This is a genomic window from Mycobacterium sp. P2_H7 (assembly GCF_056403275.1).
The window spans coordinates 143624-161955 of sequence record NZ_JBFUFU010000010.1; the positions used below are offsets into that span (position 1 = coordinate 143624).

General features: G+C 68.3%; 20 protein-coding genes. 12 read left to right on the forward strand and 8 right to left on the reverse strand.

From position 1 onward, the window contains the following. Positions 1–25: 25 nt before the first annotated feature. Positions 26–619, reverse strand: a complete 594-nt coding sequence (locus tag AC1DY7_RS15960; RefSeq protein WP_477494677.1) for a TetR/AcrR family transcriptional regulator — start codon at positions 617–619, stop codon at positions 26–28. 18 nt (positions 620–637) lie between these two features. Beyond that, a complete protein-coding gene (locus AC1DY7_RS15965) occupies positions 638–1900 on the reverse strand; it encodes a cytochrome P450 (RefSeq protein ID WP_477494678.1) in 1263 nt (420 codons plus the stop codon). Between the two features lie 113 nt (positions 1901–2013). Between AC1DY7_RS15965 and purD the strand changes: the two genes are divergently transcribed. Then, positions 2014–3282, forward strand: coding sequence for a phosphoribosylamine--glycine ligase (gene purD / locus AC1DY7_RS15970; RefSeq protein ID WP_477494679.1), 1269 nt, complete (start codon positions 2014–2016; stop codon positions 3280–3282). Here the strand turns inward: purD and AC1DY7_RS15975 are convergent. Further along, positions 3279–4181, reverse strand: a complete 903-nt coding sequence (locus tag AC1DY7_RS15975; protein WP_477494680.1) for an alpha/beta hydrolase — start codon at positions 4179–4181, stop codon at positions 3279–3281. The two genes, purD and AC1DY7_RS15975, sit on opposite strands and share 4 nt — an antisense overlap. Before the next feature lie 81 nt (positions 4182–4262). Between AC1DY7_RS15975 and AC1DY7_RS15980 the strand changes: the two genes are divergently transcribed. From AC1DY7_RS15980 to AC1DY7_RS15990, 3 genes are read left to right on the forward strand one after another with little or no spacing between them, the layout of a single operon-like run. Next, positions 4263–4871 carry a TetR/AcrR family transcriptional regulator gene (locus AC1DY7_RS15980; protein WP_477494681.1) on the forward strand — a complete coding sequence of 203 codons (609 nt, stop codon included), beginning with the start codon at positions 4263–4265 and terminating at the stop codon, positions 4869–4871. Between the two features lie 18 nt (positions 4872–4889). Further along, a complete protein-coding gene (gene purB, locus AC1DY7_RS15985) occupies positions 4890–6308 on the forward strand; it encodes an adenylosuccinate lyase (RefSeq protein WP_477494682.1) in 1419 nt (472 codons plus the stop codon). After that, entirely contained in the window at positions 6305–7498 is a 1194-nt protein-coding gene (locus AC1DY7_RS15990) for a cytochrome P450 (protein ID WP_477494683.1), read from the forward strand. The genes purB and AC1DY7_RS15990 overlap by 4 nt, the downstream gene beginning before the upstream one ends. Positions 7499–7501: 3 nt before the next feature. On the opposite strand, the gene AC1DY7_RS15995 is transcribed toward AC1DY7_RS15990, so the two are convergent. After that, the gene (locus tag AC1DY7_RS15995; protein ID WP_477495049.1) at positions 7502–8380 is read right to left on the reverse strand and encodes a type IV toxin-antitoxin system AbiEi family antitoxin domain-containing protein; all 879 of its coding nucleotides are present in this window, start codon (positions 8378–8380) and stop codon (positions 7502–7504) included. Positions 8381–8485: 105 nt separating this feature from the next. Next, positions 8486–9103: a hypothetical protein gene (locus AC1DY7_RS16000; RefSeq protein ID WP_477494684.1), complete on the reverse strand. Its 618-nt coding sequence runs from the start codon at positions 9101–9103 to the stop codon at positions 8486–8488. Between the two features lie 30 nt (positions 9104–9133). Between AC1DY7_RS16000 and AC1DY7_RS16005 the strand changes: the two genes are divergently transcribed. Together AC1DY7_RS16005 and AC1DY7_RS16010 are read left to right on the forward strand one after the other, a co-directional pair. Then, positions 9134–10021: a phosphoribosylaminoimidazolesuccinocarboxamide synthase gene (locus tag AC1DY7_RS16005; RefSeq protein WP_477494685.1), complete on the forward strand. Its 888-nt coding sequence runs from the start codon at positions 9134–9136 to the stop codon at positions 10019–10021. Beyond that, positions 10018–12156 (forward strand): S9 family peptidase, encoded by a 2139-nt coding sequence (locus AC1DY7_RS16010; RefSeq protein ID WP_477494686.1) that lies wholly within the window; start codon positions 10018–10020, stop codon positions 12154–12156. The genes AC1DY7_RS16005 and AC1DY7_RS16010 overlap by 4 nt, the downstream gene beginning before the upstream one ends. Here AC1DY7_RS16010 and AC1DY7_RS16015 read toward each other — a convergent pair. Continuing rightward, a complete protein-coding gene (locus AC1DY7_RS16015) occupies positions 12082–12513 on the reverse strand; it encodes a DoxX family protein (protein WP_477494687.1) in 432 nt (143 codons plus the stop codon). The two genes, AC1DY7_RS16010 and AC1DY7_RS16015, sit on opposite strands and share 75 nt — an antisense overlap. Positions 12514–12588: 75 nt before the next feature. Here AC1DY7_RS16015 and AC1DY7_RS16020 point away from each other — a divergent pair, with 75 nt between their 5' ends. The 4 genes from AC1DY7_RS16020 to AC1DY7_RS16035 are packed head-to-tail and all read left to right on the forward strand — an operon-like array spanning position 12589 to position 16071. Further along, entirely contained in the window at positions 12589–13143 is a 555-nt protein-coding gene (locus AC1DY7_RS16020) for a TetR/AcrR family transcriptional regulator (RefSeq protein ID WP_477494688.1), read from the forward strand. Positions 13144–13169: 26 nt separating this feature from the next. Next, positions 13170–13649, forward strand: a complete 480-nt coding sequence (locus tag AC1DY7_RS16025; protein ID WP_477495050.1) for a glutathione peroxidase — start codon at positions 13170–13172, stop codon at positions 13647–13649. A gap of 59 nt (positions 13650–13708) precedes the next feature. After that, the gene (locus AC1DY7_RS16030; RefSeq protein ID WP_477494689.1) at positions 13709–14413 is read left to right on the forward strand and encodes a DUF2334 domain-containing protein; all 705 of its coding nucleotides are present in this window, start codon (positions 13709–13711) and stop codon (positions 14411–14413) included. A 17-nt stretch (positions 14414–14430) separates the two neighbouring features. Next, positions 14431–16071 (forward strand): FAD-binding dehydrogenase, encoded by a 1641-nt coding sequence (locus AC1DY7_RS16035; RefSeq protein ID WP_477494690.1) that lies wholly within the window; start codon positions 14431–14433, stop codon positions 16069–16071. Here AC1DY7_RS16035 and AC1DY7_RS16040 read toward each other — a convergent pair. Together AC1DY7_RS16040 and AC1DY7_RS16045 are read right to left on the reverse strand one after the other, a co-directional pair. Next, a complete protein-coding gene (locus AC1DY7_RS16040) occupies positions 15984–16577 on the reverse strand; it encodes a phosphatase PAP2 family protein (protein WP_477494691.1) in 594 nt (197 codons plus the stop codon). The genes AC1DY7_RS16035 and AC1DY7_RS16040 overlap by 88 nt on opposite strands. 47 nt (positions 16578–16624) lie before the next feature. Beyond that, positions 16625–17278 (reverse strand): MBL fold metallo-hydrolase, encoded by a 654-nt coding sequence (locus tag AC1DY7_RS16045; RefSeq protein ID WP_477494692.1) that lies wholly within the window; start codon positions 17276–17278, stop codon positions 16625–16627. Positions 17279–17358: 80 nt separating this feature from the next. On the opposite strand from AC1DY7_RS16045, the gene purS reads away from it, so the two are divergent. Continuing rightward, complete coding sequence (gene purS, locus AC1DY7_RS16050; protein ID WP_477494693.1) at positions 17359–17598, forward strand: phosphoribosylformylglycinamidine synthase subunit PurS; 240 nt, start codon at positions 17359–17361, stop codon at positions 17596–17598. Then, positions 17595–18269 carry a phosphoribosylformylglycinamidine synthase subunit PurQ gene (purQ, locus tag AC1DY7_RS16055; protein WP_477494694.1) on the forward strand — a complete coding sequence of 225 codons (675 nt, stop codon included), beginning with the start codon at positions 17595–17597 and terminating at the stop codon, positions 18267–18269. Before purS ends, purQ begins: the two co-directional genes overlap by 4 nt. The last annotated feature ends 63 nt before the right edge of the window (positions 18270–18332 follow it).

Sequence of the window (18332 nt, forward strand, 5' to 3'; positions counted from 1 at the left end):
ATTGCGGGTGCGGCTCCACAAATCGCTAGGGACGTAGGGCGGGGGCGACCCAGCGGCGCAGATAATCGCGCAACTCGGCGCCGGTGCGCGGTGGCCGGCCGGGGTCGATGACGAACGACTGGATGATCCGCAGCAGATGCTCGGCGAGCTCGTCGAGATCGGCATCGGTGAATCCGGCTGCCGGCCAGTCCACGTCGAACTGACGCACCACCGACTGGGCGAACTGCAGGGCGATGTCCGAGGTCACCGATTCGGTCAGGGCGGGCGAGCGGCCCGGGGCCAGGAGCAGCCCGATGTGCTTGTCCTTCGGCAGCCATTCCAGTGCGGTGGCGATGGCCTCGGTGGCGGCGTCCGCGGGATCGGTGATGCCCTGCAGGTGCGTCGCCAGCCGCTCCAGGAAACCGGTGGCGGCGGCCACGCCGGCCTGCATCAGCAGCGCATCGGTGCTGGGGAAATAGCGGTACACCGTCTGACGGGTGACGCCCAGGGTGCGTGCCACGTCGGCGATGGAGAAATCTGCACCGCGCTCATCGATGGCCTTGCCCGCGGCGGCCAGGATGCGCGCGACGGCCTCTTCGTCGCTTGCCGGGGCGGCGCCGGACCAGCCGTGGGTTCGCATCCTGAGAATGCTAGGGCACTAGGTGTAGGAGACCTGCAGATCCTTCACTCCGTTGATCCAGCCGGAGCGAAGGCGAAGCGGCTCCGCCAGTTTCGAGATGTCGGGAATCTGATCGGCGATCTCGTTGAACATCAGCTTGATCTCCATGCGGGCCAGATTGGCGCCGATGCAGAAGTGCGCACCGTTCCCGCCGAAGGCCAGATGCGGGTTCGGGTTGCGCAGGATGTCGAACTGGAAGGGGTTCTCGAACACTTCCTCGTCGTAGTTGGCAGAGCTGTAGAACAGTCCTACCCGCTGGCCCTTGCGGATGGTGACCCCGCCGATCTCGGTGTCCTCCAGCGCAGCGCGTTGGAAGCAGTGCACCGGGGTGGCCCACCGGATGATCTCGTCGATGGCGGTGTCGGGGCGGTCCCGCTTGAAAAGCTCCCACTGGTCCGGGTTTTCGAAGAACGCGTTCATGCCGTGCGTCATGGCGTTGCGGGTGGTCTCGTTGCCTGCGACGGCGAGCAGGATGACGAAGAAGGCGAACTCGACCTCGGTGATGCCGTCGCCTGCTTCGTCGGCCTGCACCAGCCGGGTGACGATGTCGTCGGCCGGACATTTCCGGCGGGCCTCGGCCATGTTGTAGGCGTAGCCCATCAGCTCGGCATTGGCCACGGTCGGGTCGGCGTCGAAATCGGGGTCGTCGGTGTTCATGATGCAGTTGGACCAGTGGAAGATCTTCGCCCGATCCTCCTCGGGCACGCCGATCAGGTCGGCGATGGCCAGCAGCGGCAATCCTGTCGCGACGTCGTCCACGAAATTGCCGGTACCCTTGGCCGCCGCGGCGGCCACGATCTCGCGGGCCGCCACCGCGAGCTTCTCCTCCAGGGCGGCCACCGAGCGCGGGGTGAACAGCCGGGACACCAGCTTGCGCAGCCGGGTGTGCTCGGGGGCGTCGTGATTGATCAGCAGGGCCTTGGTGAGGTCGAGCTGTTCGGCGGTGACGCCGTCGGGCAGCCGCATGACCGCGCCCTTGAGATTGGTGGACCACAGGTCGCCGTTACGGGAGATGGCCCTGATGTCCTCATGCCGGCTGATCACCCAGTAGCCGCCGTCGCCGAAGATCGACTCACCCTGCTCGTTCCACCACACCGGCGCCGTCTTGCGCAGCTCGGCGAATTCGGTGACCGGGATGCCGCGGAGCAGGACGTCGGGATCGGTGAAGTCGTATCCGGCGGGCAGGAGCGAAGCGACCGGGGAATCGTCCGCGCCGAAAGGGCAAGTCTTCGTGGTGGTCATCGGCTTCCTCCTGTGACGTACCGCACTCGTTCCGTCGACCATACACTGCTGATCCAGATGTATGGCCGCGGCTTGTGGCCGCCTCCGTGGAGGTGCCGATAAGGTGAGCACTCGTGCGCGTCCTCGTGATCGGATCCGGTGCCCGTGAACATGCCCTGCTGCTGGCGCTGCGCCGCGACCCCGGCGTAGAAGCCCTGGCCATCGCGCCCGGCAACGCCGGGACGGCCGCCCTCGCCGACCAATACGACGTCGACGCGACCTCGGGTGAGGCCGTCGTCGCCTTGGCGCGGAAGTTCGAAGCGGACCTCGTGGTGATCGGACCCGAGGTGCCCCTGGTGCTGGGTGTCGCCGACGCACTGCGGGCCGCGGGCATCGCCGCCTTCGGCCCGTCCAAGGACGCCGCGCGCATCGAAGGGTCCAAGGCCTTCGCCAAAGACGTGATGACCGTCGCCGGCGTGCGCACCGCCACCAGCGAGATCGTCGACACCCCCGGCCACCTCGACGCCGCCCTGGACCGCTTCGGCCCGTCGGCCGGTCAGCGGGCCTGGGTGGTCAAAGACGACGGCCTGGCCGCGGGCAAGGGCGTCGTCGTCTCCGCGGATCGCGACGCGGCGCGCGCCCACGCCGCTGAACTGCTGGAGTCCGGGCATCCGGTGCTGCTCGAATCGTTCCTCGACGGCCCCGAGGTGTCGTTGTTCTGCGTCGTCGACGGCGAGACCGTGGTGCCCCTGCTGCCCGCGCAGGACTTCAAACGGGTCGGCGACGGCGACACCGGACCCAACACCGGCGGGATGGGCGCCTACACCCCGCTGCCCTGGCTGTCGGACGAGGTGCTGCGCCGCATCGTCGACGATGTCGTCAAACCCGTTGCTGCCGAGCTTGTTTCACGCGGGAGTTCATTCTCCGGGCTGCTGTACGCGGGGCTGGCCATCACGTCGAACGGGCCCGCCGTCGTCGAGTTCAACTGCCGCTTCGGCGATCCCGAGACCCAAGCGGTGCTCGCCCTGCTGGAATCGCCGCTCGGAACCCTGCTGCACGCCGCCGCCACCGGGACACTGGCCGAGCAACCGGCACTGCAATGGCGCGACGGCGCGGCGGTCACCGTGGTCATCGCCGCGGAGAACTATCCGGGCCGGCCGCGCGTCGGCGATGTGATCGCCGGAGCCGACGCCGACGGCGTCCTGCACGCGGGCACCAGCCGTCGTGACGACGGTGCCGTCATCTCCGCGGGCGGGCGGGTGCTGTCAGTGGTGGGCACGGGTGCCGACCTGGACGAGGCCAGGGCCGACGCCTACCGGCGAGTCGGCTCAGTTCGCTTGCCGGGCAGCCACTTCCGCAGCGATATCGGTTTGGCGGCGGCCGAAGGTCGCATCGGGATCTAAGCGACGAGCAACGGGCCCATCCAGGAGACCTCGGCGGGCAGTTGCGAACTCCAGAACCCGGCGTCGTGACCACCGGGGGAGAACCCGCCTGACGGCGGGGTGGGCAGCTGCGCGATGAACTGCCGCGTCGCCGAGGCGAACGGATCGCTGTTGCCGATGTCGATGCGGATCGGGATCGAGCCCAGCGCGGGCTGACCCCAGACACTGTTGGCCGCGTAGTCGTCGGCGCCGTCGAATGCGCCGGGCGCCGTCGCCCCCGACGAGGTCCACAACGCCGGACTGACCGCGCAGATGGCCGCGGTGCGGGCCGGGCCCAGCCGCGAGCCCAGCAGCAGTGCGCCGTACCCGCCCATCGACCAGCCCAGAAATCCCACCCGGGTGGTGTCCAGCCCCTGACCGGCCAGCATGGGGATCAGCTCGTCGAGCACCATCGCTCCGGCGTCGTCGCCGTCGGCACGCTTGTGCCAGTACCCGCCGCCGCCGTCGACCGCGACCACCGCAAAGGGCGGTATCCCGGCGGCGACGGCCTGAGCCAGACCGTCCTCGACCCCGCCGGCCATGACCGTGGCGGCGTCGCTGCCCTTGCCGTGCAGTGCGATCACCGGACGCAGCGGCGCCGTCTGGCCGGGCGGCCGGGCGATGGCCCAGTTGGTGGTGATTCCGCCGCGCGCCGCCGACACGAACGATCCGGTGACGTAGGTCGGGGCCGGTGCGGCCGGGGCCAGAGGGGGGAGCGGCGCGAGCGGAGCACCCACACTCGTCATCGTCACGGGCGGGGTGGCAGCCTCCGGGACGGTCGGCAGCGAGCCCAGCGCGTAGGCGCCCGCCGCGCCGGCAGCCGCGCCGAGGCCCAGCCRCAGAACGGTCCGGCGAGTCACGTCTGGCATGCGGGCCATCATGCCATCGGCTGTGTGACGAACATGTGTAGTGGCTTGGCGATTGCCGAAAAACCCCCATACAACAGGCTCTTTGCTGGCAGCATGCAAAGCGTGACAGCGGCGGTGACCCCCAAGGGTGAACGGCGGCGGGGTGCGCTCGTCAGCGCCGCCGCCGACCTGCTGTGCGAAGGCGGCATCGATGCGGTGCGCCATCGCGCAGTGGCGCGCCGGGCTGGTCTGCCGCTGGCGTCGACGACGTACTACTTCTCCTCCCTGGAGGACCTCATCGCCAAGGCCGTCGAACAGGTCGGCACGCGGGAGGCCGAACTTTTGAAGACACAGGTGGCGACGCTGTCGCGGCGGCGGCGCGGTGCCGAGTCGACGGCCGACCTGCTGGTGGACCTCCTGGTCGGGGACGATCCGGGGTCGCGGGTGCCCGAACTGATCTCCCGCTATGAGCGCTACATCGCGTGCGCGCGGCAGCCGGAACTGCGCGACATTCAGCGCCGGATCCTGCGTCAACGCACCGATGCAGTCGTCGAAGTGGTCGAACGATCCGGCCGGACGGTGCGCACCGAACTGCTCACCGCGCTGGTCCGCGCCGTCGACGGTGCGGTGGTCGCCGCGCTCGTCGACGACGGTGACACTGCCCGCGAGACGGCGCGCGCGACGCTCATGGAAGTGATCGACGTTCTCGCGCCGTTCGACTGACTCGTAAGCTGTGTGTTCGTGAGCATCCCGAATGTCCTGGCCAACCGCTACGCAAGCGATGACATGGTGGCCATCTGGTCACCCGAAGCCAAGATCGTCGCCGAACGCCGGTTGTGGCTGGCGGTGCTGCGCGCCCAGGCCGAACTCGGGGTGCCGGTGCCCGACGGGGTGGTGGCCGACTACGAGCGGGTGCTGGAGAACGTGGACCTGGCTTCCATCGCCGCGCGCGAACGCGTCACCCGCCACGACGTCAAGGCCCGCATCGAGGAGTTCAACGCCCTCGCCGGCCACGAGCATGTGCACAAGGGCATGACCAGCCGTGACCTCACGGAGAACGTCGAGCAACTGCAGATCCGGCGCTCCCTGGAGTTGGTCTTCTCGCACGGTGTGGCCGTTGTGGCCCGGCTGGCCGAGCGGGCGGTGGTGTACCGCGAGCTGACGATGGCGGGCCGGTCGCACAATGTCGCGGCGCAGGCCACCACGCTGGGCAAGCGTTTCGCATCCGCCGCCGAGGAGACCCTGGTGGCGCTGCAGCGGCTGCGCGAGCTCATCGACCGCTACCCGCTGCGCGGCATCAAAGGCCCGATGGGCACCGCCCAGGACATGCTCGACCTGTTCGACGGGGACACCGACCGGCTCGCCGAACTGGAGCGCCGCGTCGCCCAATTCCTGGGATTCGCAGACGTTTTCACCAGCGTCGGTCAAGTGTATCCGCGCTCGCTGGACCACGATGTGCTCTCGGCACTGGTGCAGGTGGGCGCCGGGCCGTCGTCGTTCGCGCACACCATCCGGCTGATGGCCGGGCATGAACTGGTCACGGAAGGATTCGCGCCGGGGCAGGTCGGGTCCTCGGCGATGCCGCACAAGATGAACACCCGCTCGTGCGAACGGGTCAACGGTCTGCAGGTGATCCTGCGCGGCTACGGATCGATGGCCGCCGAATTGGCCGGCGCCCAGTGGAATGAAGGCGACGTGTTCTGTTCGGTGGTGCGCCGGGTCGCGCTGCCGGATGCGTTCTTCGCCATCGACGGGCAGACCGAGACCTTCCTGACGGTGCTCGACGAGTTCGGCGCCTACCCCGCGGTGATCCAGCGCGAACTCGATCGCTACCTGCCGTTCCTGGCGACCACCCGGATTCTCATCGCCGCGGTGCGCGCCGGGGTCGGACGCGAAGCGGCCCACGAGGTGATCAAGGAACACGCGGTGGCCGTCGCCCTCGCGATGCGGGAAAAGGGTGCGGAGCCAAACCTGTTGGACCGGCTGGCTGCCGACCCGCGGCTGCCGCTGGACCGGGTCGCCCTCGACGCCGCGCTGGCCGACCGCGCGGCGTTCACCGGCGCGGCCTCGGCTCAGGTGGACGCGGTGGTCGGCGCGGTCGACGAGCTGGTGAGCCGTTACCCGGAGGCCGCCAAGTACACATCGGGCGCCATCTTGTGACGCTGGCAGATCTCACCGATCTGGACAACTTCGCGCACGGGTTTCCCCACGAGCTGTTCGCCGAGCACCGGCGCATGGGGCCGGTGCTCTGGCACTCGCCCACCGAGCACACCCCGGACAGCGAGGGGTTCTGGTCGGTTGCCAACCACGCCGAAACGCTTGCGGTGCTGCGTGATCCGGTGACATTCTCGTCCGTCACCGGCGGTACGCGGCCCTATGGCGGGACGCTATTGCAGGATCTGTCCATCGCCGGTCAGGTGCTCAACATGATGGACGATCCGCGGCACGCGCAGATCCGGCGGCTGGTGTCCTCGGGGCTGACGCCGCGGATGATCAGCCGTGTCGAGGATGACCTTCGGGTGCGCACCCGCCGGCTTTTGGACGCGGTGGTGCCCGGCGAGCCGTTGGACTTCCTGGTCGAGGTGGCGGCCGAGCTGCCCATGCAGATGATCTGCATCCTGCTGGGAATCCCGGAATCCGAACGGCATTGGCTGTTCCATGCCATCGAGCCGCAGTTCGATCTGGCGCGGGAGGTCGACGCCGACGACGGCGTCCGGATGTACACCTACGGTCAGGAGCTGATCGCCGCCAAGCGCGCGCAGCCCACCGACGACATGCTCTCGGTGGTGGCCAATGCAGCCGACGCTGAGCTGTCAGACCTAGAGTTGTACCTGTTCTTCAGCCTGCTGTTCAGTGCCGGCGCCGAGACCACCCGCAATGCCGTCGCGGGCGGGTTGCTGTCGTTGATCGAGCACCCGTCGCAATGGGCCGCCCTACGTCACGATATGTCGTTGCTGCCCAACGCCATCGAAGAGATGGTGCGGTGGACGACACCGTCGCCGTCGAAGCGGCGTACCGCCACCGCCGATGTATCGCTGAGTGGTGTGGCGATCACCGCGGGGCAGAAGGTGCAGGTCTGGGAGGGCTCGGCGAACCGGGACCCGGTGGTGTTCGAGGATGCGGACACGTTCGACATCACCCGTAAACCCAACCCGCACTTGGGTTTCGGCTATGGCGTGCACTACTGCCTGGGCGCGAACCTGGCCCGCCTGGAGCTGCGGGTGATGTTCGAAGAGCTGCTGGCCCGTTTCTCCGGAGCGGAATTGGTGGCGCCGGTGGAATGGACACGGAGCAACCGGCACACCGGTATGCGGCACCTCGTCGTGCGATTTGTGGAGTCTCACCCGTAACCATTACGGGTGTTGCTCCACAAGTCGCTGGTTCAGAGCGTGTTTGACCTGTGCAACGACCCGCTCTGGATATTCGTTGAGGTCGAGCCAGGTGAATCGGAGCACTTGCCAGCCGGACAATATGAGGGCGTTCTGGCGGACCCGGTCATTGTGAAAGACATCCGGATCGCTGTGAAATGCCCAACCATCGGTCTCGAGCGCAAGGGTGGCGGCGGGAAAGCCGTAGTCCACCTTGTACCCGGCGACCCGATAGTTCGCCGTCCAACCGGTGATACCGGCTTGCCGCAGGATTTTCCCAAGTAACCGCTCGGCCTCGGATCGTGTGCCGTCACCTGCAGCCAACAACAGGATTCGTGCGCGCGGTGATCCGTGCCGGCCCTTGTTGTTCAGGTGCGACTTCCAGAGGTCGGGCAGATCGAGATGCCGCTGCAGAGCCGTGTCCATGATTTTGGCTCCTCCGCCCCGACGGACCGATGCCTCGACGACCGTGAGCGGAAGCGCGGTCACCCGCAAGCCTCGGTCCTCGACGACTTCGGCCGGATCGAGGTCGCGTCGCCGCAGCCTCGTGCCGGGCTGGAGTTTGAGCCGGCGACACCTGGACACGGTGACTTCGATGATGTCCGGGGCGAACTGCGTGAGGCGATGCCACCAGGCGGCGGTCAGCCCACTGGCAACGCCCTCGTCGCCGTAGGACCATACGGCGGCACGAACCCGCGCAGCATCGGTGAACTGCCGGTCGTCGGCGAAGTACACACCGCGGGCGCATCGTCGCCACTTGCCGGTGCGCACCCGGTAGTCGATGTCGCCCTGGCTGATGCCGGTCTGTAAAGCCTGGGCCAAGGTGATGACCCCGTCGTGATCACGCAGCAAGTTGTTGAGCATGTCGACTTGGACGCACTCGCCTGGTGATCGGTTCCATTCGTCGTGTTTTGTGGAGCCGCAGCCGGAACGATTACGGGTGGCGCTCCACAAATCGCCGCTCGGGGGCTAGGACTTGAGACGTATCCCGGCCGCGTGCAGTTCCAGCAGGGCCAGGCCACGGATCGCCATCCGGTCGTTCCGGCGCCAGGCCCCGATCGGGTCGGGGTCGATGGCGGTGAGCTTGGCCAGTGGCCGGTTGGCCAGGGCCCGCATGGCCAGCAGCTCCTGACCCGCGTGGCTGGAGGCCAGGGACAACACCACCAGCTTGCGGCGGAAGAACCGCACCCGCAGGAACAGCCAGGGCATCGCGACGGCCAGGATCGGCGTGGCCGCCACGGCCAGGGACAGCACCCACGCCAGCCAACTCGCGGTGACGTCGAGGCTGTGGCCTGCGCCGGCGATCTCGTCGGCGGCGCGGCTGGCGGCCTTGAGCGGTCCGGCCAGGGTGTCACCGATCAGCGGGACGTCGTCGGTGCTGTCACCTGCCGACGCTAGGTTGCCCGACACACCGTCGGCGCCGCTCTGCACCTGACGGCCCACCTTGGAGATGGTGGCGACGGCCGAGTAGACGGCCCCGCCGACCATCACCCAGATGGCCGTCCAGATGATGACCGAGATATCGCTGAGCAGCTGCGCCAGCAGCCGGCCGGGCTTGGTGGCATAGGGGAGGTACCGCGAGCTCATGACTCCGATCCCAGCACATAGGGTGGTCGGATGCGCCCCGCTCTGACCGACTACCGGCATCTGGCCAGCGGCAAAGTTCGCGAGCTGTACCGCATCGACGACGACCACCTGCTGTTCGTGGCCTCCGACCGCATCTCGGCATTCGACTACATCCTGGACACCGAGATCCCCGACAAGGGCCGGATCCTGACCGCGATGAGCGTCTTCTACTTCGACCACCTGGGCGTGCCCAACCACCTCGCCGGCCCGCCCGACGACAAGCGCATCCCCGCCGAGGTGCTGGGTCGTGCGCTGGTCGTGCGCCAACTGGAGATGCTGCCCGTCGAATGCGTGGCCCGCGGCTACCTCACCGGATCCGGGCTGATCGACTACCAGCAGACCGGTTCGGTGTGTGGCATCGAACTGCCGGCGGGTCTGGGCGAGGCCAGCAAGTTCGCCGCGCCGATCTTCACCCCGGCCTCCAAGGCCGAACTCGGCGATCACGACGAGAACATCGCCTTCGACGCGGTGGTGGCCCAGGTGGGCGCCGAGCGCGCCGCGCAGCTGCGCGATCGCACTCTGGCCATCTATTCGAAGGCGGCCGAGCACGCGTTGAGCAAGGGTGTCATCGTCGCCGACACCAAGTTCGAGTTCGGGGTGGATGCCGACGGTGAGCTGGTGCTGGCCGATGAGGTGCTGACCCCGGATTCGTCGCGGTACTGGCCTGCCGACAGCTACCAACCCGGTGTGGTGCAGCCCAGCTATGACAAGCAGTTCGTCCGCAACTGGCTGACCGGACCGGACTCCGGCTGGGATCGGCACGGCAACACCCCGCCCCCGCCGCTGCCGCAGGAGATCGCCGCGGCCACCCGGGCGCGTTATATCGAAGCCTACGAACGTATTTCCGGACTCAGTTTCAGCGATTGGATCAGTGCATGAACCCGCCGGTGGCAAAACGCGTGGACAAACGCCGCGAGCATCACGGCGACGTCTTCATCGACCACTACGAGTGGCTGCGCGAGAAGGACAACCCCGAGGTCATCGCCCACCTGGAGGCGGAGAACGACTACGCCGACCAGGCCACCGCCCACCTGGCGCCCCTGCGGCAGAAGATCTTCGACGAGATCAAGGCCCGCACCAAGGAGACGGATCTGTCGATCCCGACCCGCCGCGGCGACTGGTGGTACTACGGGCGCAGCTTCGAGGGTAAGCAGTACGGCGTGCAATGCCGTTGCCCGATAGTCGATTCCGATGACTGGACCCCGCCCGTCCTGGACGAGAACACGGCGATTCCGGGTGAGCAGATTCTGCTCGACGAGAACATCGAGGCGGAGGGCCACGAATTCTTCTCGCTCGGCGCCATCAGTGTCAGTGTCGACGGCAGCGTGCTGGCCTACTCGGTGGACGTCAAGGGTGACGAGCGGTACACGTTGCGGTTCAGGAACTTACGGACCAATCAGCTGTACGAGGACACCATCACCGGGATCGGCGCCGGGGTGACCTGGGCCGCGGACAACCGCACCGTCTACTACGTCACGGTCGACGACGCCTGGCGCCCGGATACCGTGTGGCGGCACCGGCTGGGTGCGGGCTTGCCCTCGCAGAAGGTGTTCCACGAACCCGACGAGCGTTTCTGGCTCGCGGTCGGGCGCACGCGCAGCGACAAGTACGTGCTCATCGCGGCGGGCAGCGCGGTCACCACCGAGGTGCGCTACGCCGACGCCGCGGACCCGGAGGCCGAGTTCACCGTGGTGCTGCCGCGCCGGGAACTGGTCGAATACTCCGTCGAGCATGCGGTCGTCGGCGGCGAGGACCGCTTCCTGATCATGCACAACGACGGGGCGCTGAACTTCACCCTGGTCGATGCCCCGGTGAGCGACCCGACCGCCTTCCGCACCCTCATCGAGGGCCGCGACGATGTCCGCCTCGACGGTGTCGACGCGTTCGAGAAGCACCTGGTGGTCAGCTACCGCAGCGAGGCGCTGCCGCGAATCCAGTTGTGGCCCATCAACGCCGACGGTTCCTACGGTGCGGTCGAGGAGATCGCCTTCGAATCCGAGTTGATGTCGGCGGGCCTGTCCGGGAACCCGAACTGGTCGTCGCCGAAGCTGCGCGTCGGTGCCACCTCGTTCGTCATCCCGGTGCGGATCTACGACCTGGACCTGACCACCGGCGAGCGCACGCTGCTGCGGGAGCAGCCCGTCCTTGGCGACTACCGGCCGCAGGATTACGTCGAACGCCGGGACTGGGCCGTGGCCGACGACGGTGCGCGGATTCCCATCTCGGTGGTGCACCGGGCCGGGTTGGCCTTCCCCGCACCGGCACTGCTCTACGGGTACGGCGCCTACGAGTCCTGTGAGGATCCGCGCTTCTCGATCGCACGGCTATCCCTACTGGACCGCGGCATGGTGTTCGCGGTGGCGCATGTCCGCGGCGGCGGCGAACTCGGCAGGCCGTGGTACGAGAACGGGAAGATGCTGCACAAGCGCAACACCTTCACCGACTTCGTCGCGGTGGCAACGCATCTGGTCAACACCGGGCTGACAAAGGCGCAGAATCTGGTGGCGCTCGGCGGCAGTGCTGGCGGCCTGCTGATCGGTGCGGCGGTCAATCTCGCCCCGCAGGCGTTCGCCGGTGTACTGGCCCAGGTGCCGTTCGTCGATGCGCTGACCACCATCCTGGACCCGTCGTTACCACTCACCGTCACCGAATGGGATGAGTGGGGAAACCCGTTGGAGGACAAGGACGTCTACGACTACATGAAGTCGTACACGCCGTATGAGAACGTCGAGGCCAAGGACTACCCGGCCATCCTGGCGATGACCTCGCTCAACGACACCCGGGTGTACTACGTCGAGCCCGCGAAATGGGTTGCCGCCCTGCGTCATAGCAAGACCGACGAGCACCCGGTGCTGCTCAAGACCGAGATGGTGGCCGGGCACGGCGGTATCAGTGGGCGCTACGAACGGTGGAAGGAAACCGCGTTCCAGTTCGCGTGGCTACTGGCCACCGCAGACAGCGACAACTACGGCAGCGGCCAGGTAGACAGCCTGTTCGGCGGACCGCGTACCTAGGTTGGTGGTCATCGACGCCGGCGGACGGGGCATCCGCGCGGCGTGGATGTTGGCCGGGAACATGGCCAGCATGAGTAGGAACAGGCATGTCGCGGCGGCCACTCGGGTGGGTGGATAGAGCAACCCGGCCGCGCCGGCCAGTTCGAGCACGCCGGTGACGGTGACCAGCAGTGCCGGCCGGGGCAACCGCGGCGGCACGATCGCGATCATGTCCCGGCGCATGCTCGGGACGAAGTGGGCCACTCCGGTGAGGATGAACATCAACGCGAGCCCGGCCGCGAGGGCGGCCGGCCAGGTGTCGGCGATGCTCAACCGCGCCGCGAGGGACCCGAGTACGAGTGCGAGGAAGACGGCCATCGAACCTTCCTAATCTAGACAGTGACTAGATCTAACCTAACCGGAAACTAGGCGCTGTCAAGATAGGATGTGCGGGTGGACAAGCGGACCTATCACCACGGCGACCTGCGCGCGGTGATCCTGGCCCAGGCGGCGATCCTGGTCGCCGAACGCGGCGCCGACGGCATCTCGCTGCGCGAACTCGCCAGGGCGGCCGGCGTCTCGCACGCGGCGCCGGCGCATCACTTCACCGACCGGCGCGGTCTGTTCACCGCGCTGGCCGCCGAGGGATTCCGGCTGCTGGCGGCCGCGCTGACCGACGCCAGACCCCAATTCATCGACGCCGCCAAGGCGTACGTGCGGTTCGCCCTCGACCATCCCGGCCACTACGAGGTCATGTTCGACAAGTCGCTCTTCGACGACGACGACCCGGAACTGCGCCGGGCCGCCGACGCGGCGGGGGCCGAGCTCAACCGCGGGGTTGGCACGCTCGCCGACCCGCACGCCCACGCGGATCCCGAGGCTGCCGCCCTGGCCGCTTGGTCCCTGGTGCACGGATTCGCCCAGTTGTGGCTCAACGACGCGGTCGACACCACCGGCGATCCCGTCGCCATGGTCGAGAGGCTGGCGGCGATCCTGTTCGACGGCTAGCGTCGGAAGCCGTGAGCCCTACAGACATCCAAGACCTCCCGCTGACCACCCTCGCCGGAGAATCCACCACGCTGGCCGAATTGTCCGACGGCGCAACGCTCGTCGTGAACGTCGCCTCCAAATGTGGACTGACGCCGCAGTACACCGCACTGGAGAAGCTGGCCCAGGACTACGCGGGCCGGCTCACCGTCGTCGGGGTGCCGTGCAACCAGTTCATGGGTCAGGAGCCGGGCAGTGCCGAGGAGATCCAGACGTTCTGCTCGACCACCTACGGCGTCAGCTTCCCGCTGCTGGCCAAGGTCGACGTCAACGGGGACGACCGGCATCCGCTGTACACCGCCCTGACCGCGGCGGCCGACGCCGACGGTGAGGCCGGCGACATCCAGTGGAACTTCGAGAAGTTCCTACTGGCGCCCGGTGGCGCCGTGGTGCAGCGGTTCCGGCCGCGCACCGAACCCGACGCACCCGAGGTGATCGCGGCGATCGAGGCGGTTCTCCCGAAATAGCCAACTTGCGTCCGGGTGTTCGCAACCGTCGCGACACCTGGCGTTGCCACACTGTGAACGTGGCAGGAGAACTGATCGTCTCCATATCCGGCATCCGGGATCGCACCCTGGCCGAGGTCGACGCGTTCTGCGGTGAGCTCGACGCACGCGGTGTCCCGGTGTCGCTGATGGTCGCGCCGCGGCTCAAGGGTGACTACCGCCTGGAACAGGACCGGGCCGGCGTCGACTGGCTCAGCGACCGGCGCTCCCGCGGGGACGCGTTGGTCTTGCACGGGTTCGACGAGGCCGCCACCAAGGCGCGCAAGGGCGAATTCGCGGTGCTGCCCGCGCACGAGGCGAATCTCCGCCTGATGGGCGCCGACCGGGTTCTTGAGCATCTGGGACTGCGTACCCGGCTGTTCGCCGCGCCCGGCTGGACGGTGTCCCAGGGCACGGTCGCGGCCTTGCCGCGCAATGGTTTCCGGCTGCTGATCGGCGTCGCGGACATCACCGATCTGATGCGCGAGACCGCCATCCGGGCCCGGGTGCTCGGCATCGGCGAGGGCTTCCTGACCGAGCCGTGGTGGTGCCGGACGCTGGTGCTGTCCGCCGAGCGCAGCGCCCGCCGGGGCGGGATGGTGCGCCTGGCCGTGTCGGCCCGCCAACTGCGCCGAAGCGGCACCCGGCAGGCCATCCTGGATGCCATCGACCTGGCCCTCATGCACCAGTGCGTGCCTGCGGTGTACCGCTGGACGCCGTACCCCGCCTTGACCGACGCCGCCTGAGACTAACGTGGCGTCTCATGGACGCTGACGTCATCGTGGTGGGTGCGGGACTGGCAGGCCTGGTCGCCGCATGCGAACTGGCCGAACGCGGCCGCAGCGTGCTGATCATCGACCAGGAGAACGCGGCCAACATCGGCGGTCAGGCGTTCTGGTCCTTCGGCGGCCTGTTCTTCGTGGACAGCCCGGAGCAGCGCCGCCTCGGTATCCACGACAGCCACGAACTGGCACTCCAGGATTGGTTGGGCGCCGCCGGTTTCGATCGCGCCGAGGATCACTGGCCCCGACAGTGGGCGCACGCCTATGTCGACTTCGCCGCCGGGGAGAAGCGCCGTTGGCTGCGCGAGCGCGGGCTGCAGACCTTCGCGCTCGTCGGCTGGGCCGAACGCGGCGGCTATGACGCTCGCGGACACGGCAACTCGGTCCCGCGCTTCCACATCACGTGGGGGACGGGCCCGGCGCTCGTGGACATCTTCGCCCGCCGCCTGCTCGGCAACTCGAAGGTGACGTTCGCGCACCGGCACCGGGTCGACGAACTGATCGTCGACGGCGGCGCCGTCGTCGGTGTGCGCGGCGCCGTCCTGGAACTGTCGGCCGCCGCGCGTGGCGTCGCGTCATCGCGGAACACTGTGGGGGACTTCGAGTTCCGGGCTCAGGCGGTGATCGTCGCCAGTGGCGGCATCGGGGGCAACCACGAACTGGTGCGCAAGAACTGGCCGGCCCGGATGGGGACGCCGCCCAAGACGATGCTCTCCGGGGTGCCCGAACACGTCGACGGCCGGATGATCGGGATCGCCGAATCCGCAGGCGCACAGGTGATCAACGCCGACCGGATGTGGCATTACACCGAGGGCATCACCAACTACGACCCGGTGTGGCCCGACCACGGCATCCGGATCCTGCCCGGTCCGTCGTCGCTGTGGCTGGACGCCGACGGAAAACGTCTGCCCGTGCCCCTGTACCCGGGGTTCGACACCCTGGGCACCCTGGAGTACATCGCTGCCACCGGCCACGACTACACCTGGTTCATCCTCAACGCCCGCATCATCGCCAAGGAGTTCGGCCTGTCCGGGCAGGAACAGAACCCGGACCTGACCGGGCGCAGCGTGCGCGCGGTGCTGGCCCGCGGCCGGGACGGCGGACCCGCGCCGGTGCGCGCGTTCGTGGACAAGGGCGCCGATTTCGTCACCGGGAACTCGTTGCGCGAACTGGTGTCCGCGATGAACGGGGTCGCCGACGTGCAGCCGTTGGACTACGCGACGGTGGAGGCCGAGGTGACCGCCCGGGACCGTGAGGTGGTCAACCGCTTCACCAAGGACGGGCAGATCACCGCTATCCGCGGCGCCCGGGAGTACCTGCCGGACCGGGTGGCCCGCGTCGTCGCCCCGCATCCGCTGACCGATCCCAAGGCCGGCCCGCTGATCGCCGTGAAGTTGCACATCCTCACGCGTAAGTCGCTGGGCGGGCTGCACACCGACCTGGATTCGCGGGTGCTGACCGCCGACGGCGGCACGCTCGCCGGGCTCTATGCCGCCGGGGAGGCCGCCGGGTTCGGCGGTGGCGGAGTGCACGGCTACAGATCGCTGGAAGGCACCTTCTTGGGTGGCTGCGTGTTCTCCGGCAGGGCCGCGGGCCGGGCGGCCGCGCGCGACACCGCCTGAGGTCCGGCCGCGAGGACGGCCAGACACACGATGGAGGTGGCCCACAGCCAGCCGCCGAAGATGTCGGTCAGATAGTGGGCGTCGATGGCGGCCATCCCGATACCGCCGATCACGCTGACCGCGGCGGCCAGCGCCACCCGCCATGCCGTGTAGCCGACTGCCAACACCACCATCGCCGTCACCGTGGTGACCACCGTGGTGTGCCCGCTCGGATACGCGTGGGCCCAGCTTCGGCCGTCACTCTTGGACCGGCCGAACAACGTCTTCAGGACCCGCGACCCGATCAGTGCGACGACCGGGCACAGGGCCACCACCGCCGCCACGCGCCAGCGCCGCCGCCACAGCGTCACCAGCACCGCGCAGAACAGCAGCACGACCATCGCGATGCCCCAGGTGAACCACAGCATCCACACCGGGTCGGGTCCGAGGATCCTGTTCATCGCATCGAGCGCGGCGATGTCGAAGGCCGTGTTGCTGGGACCGACCAGCAGGCCCAACACCACCATGGCCGTCAGACCGACAGGCGGCCACCAGAACAGCAGTGAGCGCGCGTTCAGAATGCCGTTCCGTTCTCCGGGTCGAGCACTTGGAAGTCGGTGTCCGTCATCTCGGACAACCGGCCGTAGTAGATGCCCCGGGCGGCGGGCTCGACGATGCCTTGATGGATCGGTACGGCGCGGGTCGGGGCGACCGCGCGCAGGTAGTCGACGGCCTCCGAGATCTTCATCCACGGCGCCGCCGCCGGGGTGGCCAGCACGTCCACCGGCTCGCCGGGGACGAACAGTGCATCGCCGGGATGCATAAGCCGGGCCGGGTGGTCGCCGTCACCGATCAGGTAGGACGTGTTGTCGATCACCGGGATCTCGGGGTGGATTGTCGCGTGCGTGCCGCCCACGCCCCGCACCGACAGATGGCCGACGTTGAACGCGTCCCCGGCGTGCACCGCCGTCCACGCGCCTCCGAACTGGGCCGCGGTCTGCGGATCGGCGTACAGCTTGGCCTGCGGATTTGCGTCCAACAGTGCAGGCAGCCGGGCGGTGTCGGCGTGGTCGGGATGCTGATGGGTGATCAGGATCGCGTCCAGTCCGCTGATGCCCTCGAAACCGTGCGAGAAGGTGCCCGGATCGAACAGCACGGTCGTGTCATCCCCACTGCCGTTCGGGAAGGCAGCCAGCAGGCAGGAGTGACCGAAGTGCGTGAGTTGCATGGCTCCATTGTGGCTTGTCTTCACGTCGGTAGAGTTACAGCCGATCAGGACCGCTTTCCGAATTTTTCGAAGGAGTACCCGTGGCCCGCGTCGTAGTGCACGTGATGCCCAAGGCCGAGATCCTCGACCCGCAGGGGCAGGCGATCGTCGGCGCGCTGGGGCGTCTCGGCCATCCAGGTATCTCGGATGTCCGTCAGGGCAAGCGTTTCGAGCTCGAAGTCGACGACTCGGTGTCCGACGCGGCGCTGGCCGAGATCGCCGAATCGCTGCTCGCCAACACCGTCATCGAGGACTTCGTCGTCAGCAGGGAACAGGCATGACTGCGAAAGTCGGCGTGATCACGTTCCCCGGGACGCTCGACGACGTCGACGCCGCCCGGGCGGTACGGCTGTCCGGTGGTGAGGCCGTCGCCCTGTGGCACGCCGATGCCGACCTGAAGAACGTCGACGCCGTGGTGGTGCCCGGCGGGTTCTCCTACGGGGACTACCTGCGGGCCGGCGCCATCGCCAGCTTCGCTCCCGTGATGCGCTCGGTGGTCGACGCCGCCCGCGGCGGCCTGCCGGTACTGGGCATCTGCAACGGCTTCCAGGTGCTGTGCGAAGCCGGCCTGCTGCCGGGCGCACTGACCCGCAACGCCGGCCTGCACTTCATCTGCCGGGACGTGTGGCTGCAGGTCGCGTCCAACGCGACGGCGTGGACCAGCCGGTACGAGCAGGACGCGGATCTGCTGGTGCCGCTGAAGTCGGGCGAGGGCCGCTATGTGGCCTCCGAGGCCGTGCTCGACGAGTTGGAGGGCGAGGGTCGCGTGGTGTTCCGCTACCGCGACAACCTCAACGGGTCGATGCGCGGCATCGCCGGGGTCAGCTCCGCCGACGGTCGGGTGGTCGGGCTGATGCCGCATCCCGAGCACGCCACCGAAGCACTGACCGGCCCGTCCGACGACGGGCTCGGCTTGTTCTACTCGGCGCTCGACGCGGTGCTGACGGCCTGACGTCGCCGCCCGCGAGCGTGCGCGAAATTCCACGTTCTGCGGCGCGTCGACGTACAGACGCGC

Bases quoted from the DNA above. Each gene is read 5' to 3' on its own strand.
- AC1DY7_RS15960 (WP_477494677.1), bottom strand. From the start codon at position 619: ATGCGAACCCACGGCTGGTCCGGCGCCGCCCCGGCAAGCGACGAAGAG.
- AC1DY7_RS15965 (WP_477494678.1), bottom strand. From the start codon at position 1,900: ATGACCACCACGAAGACTTGCCCTTTCGGCGCGGACGATTCCCCGGTC.
- AC1DY7_RS15980 (WP_477494681.1), top strand. From the start codon at position 4,263: ATGCAAAGCGTGACAGCGGCGGTGACCCCCAAGGGTGAACGGCGGCGG.
- AC1DY7_RS15995 (WP_477495049.1), bottom strand. From the start codon at position 8,380: ATGCTCAACAACTTGCTGCGTGATCACGACGGGGTCATCACCTTGGCC.
- AC1DY7_RS16000 (WP_477494684.1), bottom strand. From the start codon at position 9,103: ATGAGCTCGCGGTACCTCCCCTATGCCACCAAGCCCGGCCGGCTGCTG.
- AC1DY7_RS16005 (WP_477494685.1), top strand. From the start codon at position 9,134: ATGCGCCCCGCTCTGACCGACTACCGGCATCTGGCCAGCGGCAAAGTT.
- AC1DY7_RS16010 (WP_477494686.1), top strand. From the start codon at position 10,018: ATGAACCCGCCGGTGGCAAAACGCGTGGACAAACGCCGCGAGCATCAC.
- AC1DY7_RS16015 (WP_477494687.1), bottom strand. From the start codon at position 12,513: ATGGCCGTCTTCCTCGCACTCGTACTCGGGTCCCTCGCGGCGCGGTTG.
- AC1DY7_RS16035 (WP_477494690.1), top strand. From the start codon at position 14,431: ATGGACGCTGACGTCATCGTGGTGGGTGCGGGACTGGCAGGCCTGGTC.
- AC1DY7_RS16040 (WP_477494691.1), bottom strand. From the start codon at position 16,577: ATGGTGGTGTTGGGCCTGCTGGTCGGTCCCAGCAACACGGCCTTCGAC.
- AC1DY7_RS16045 (WP_477494692.1), bottom strand. From the start codon at position 17,278: ATGCAACTCACGCACTTCGGTCACTCCTGCCTGCTGGCTGCCTTCCCG.
- purQ (WP_477494694.1), top strand. From the start codon at position 17,595: ATGACTGCGAAAGTCGGCGTGATCACGTTCCCCGGGACGCTCGACGAC.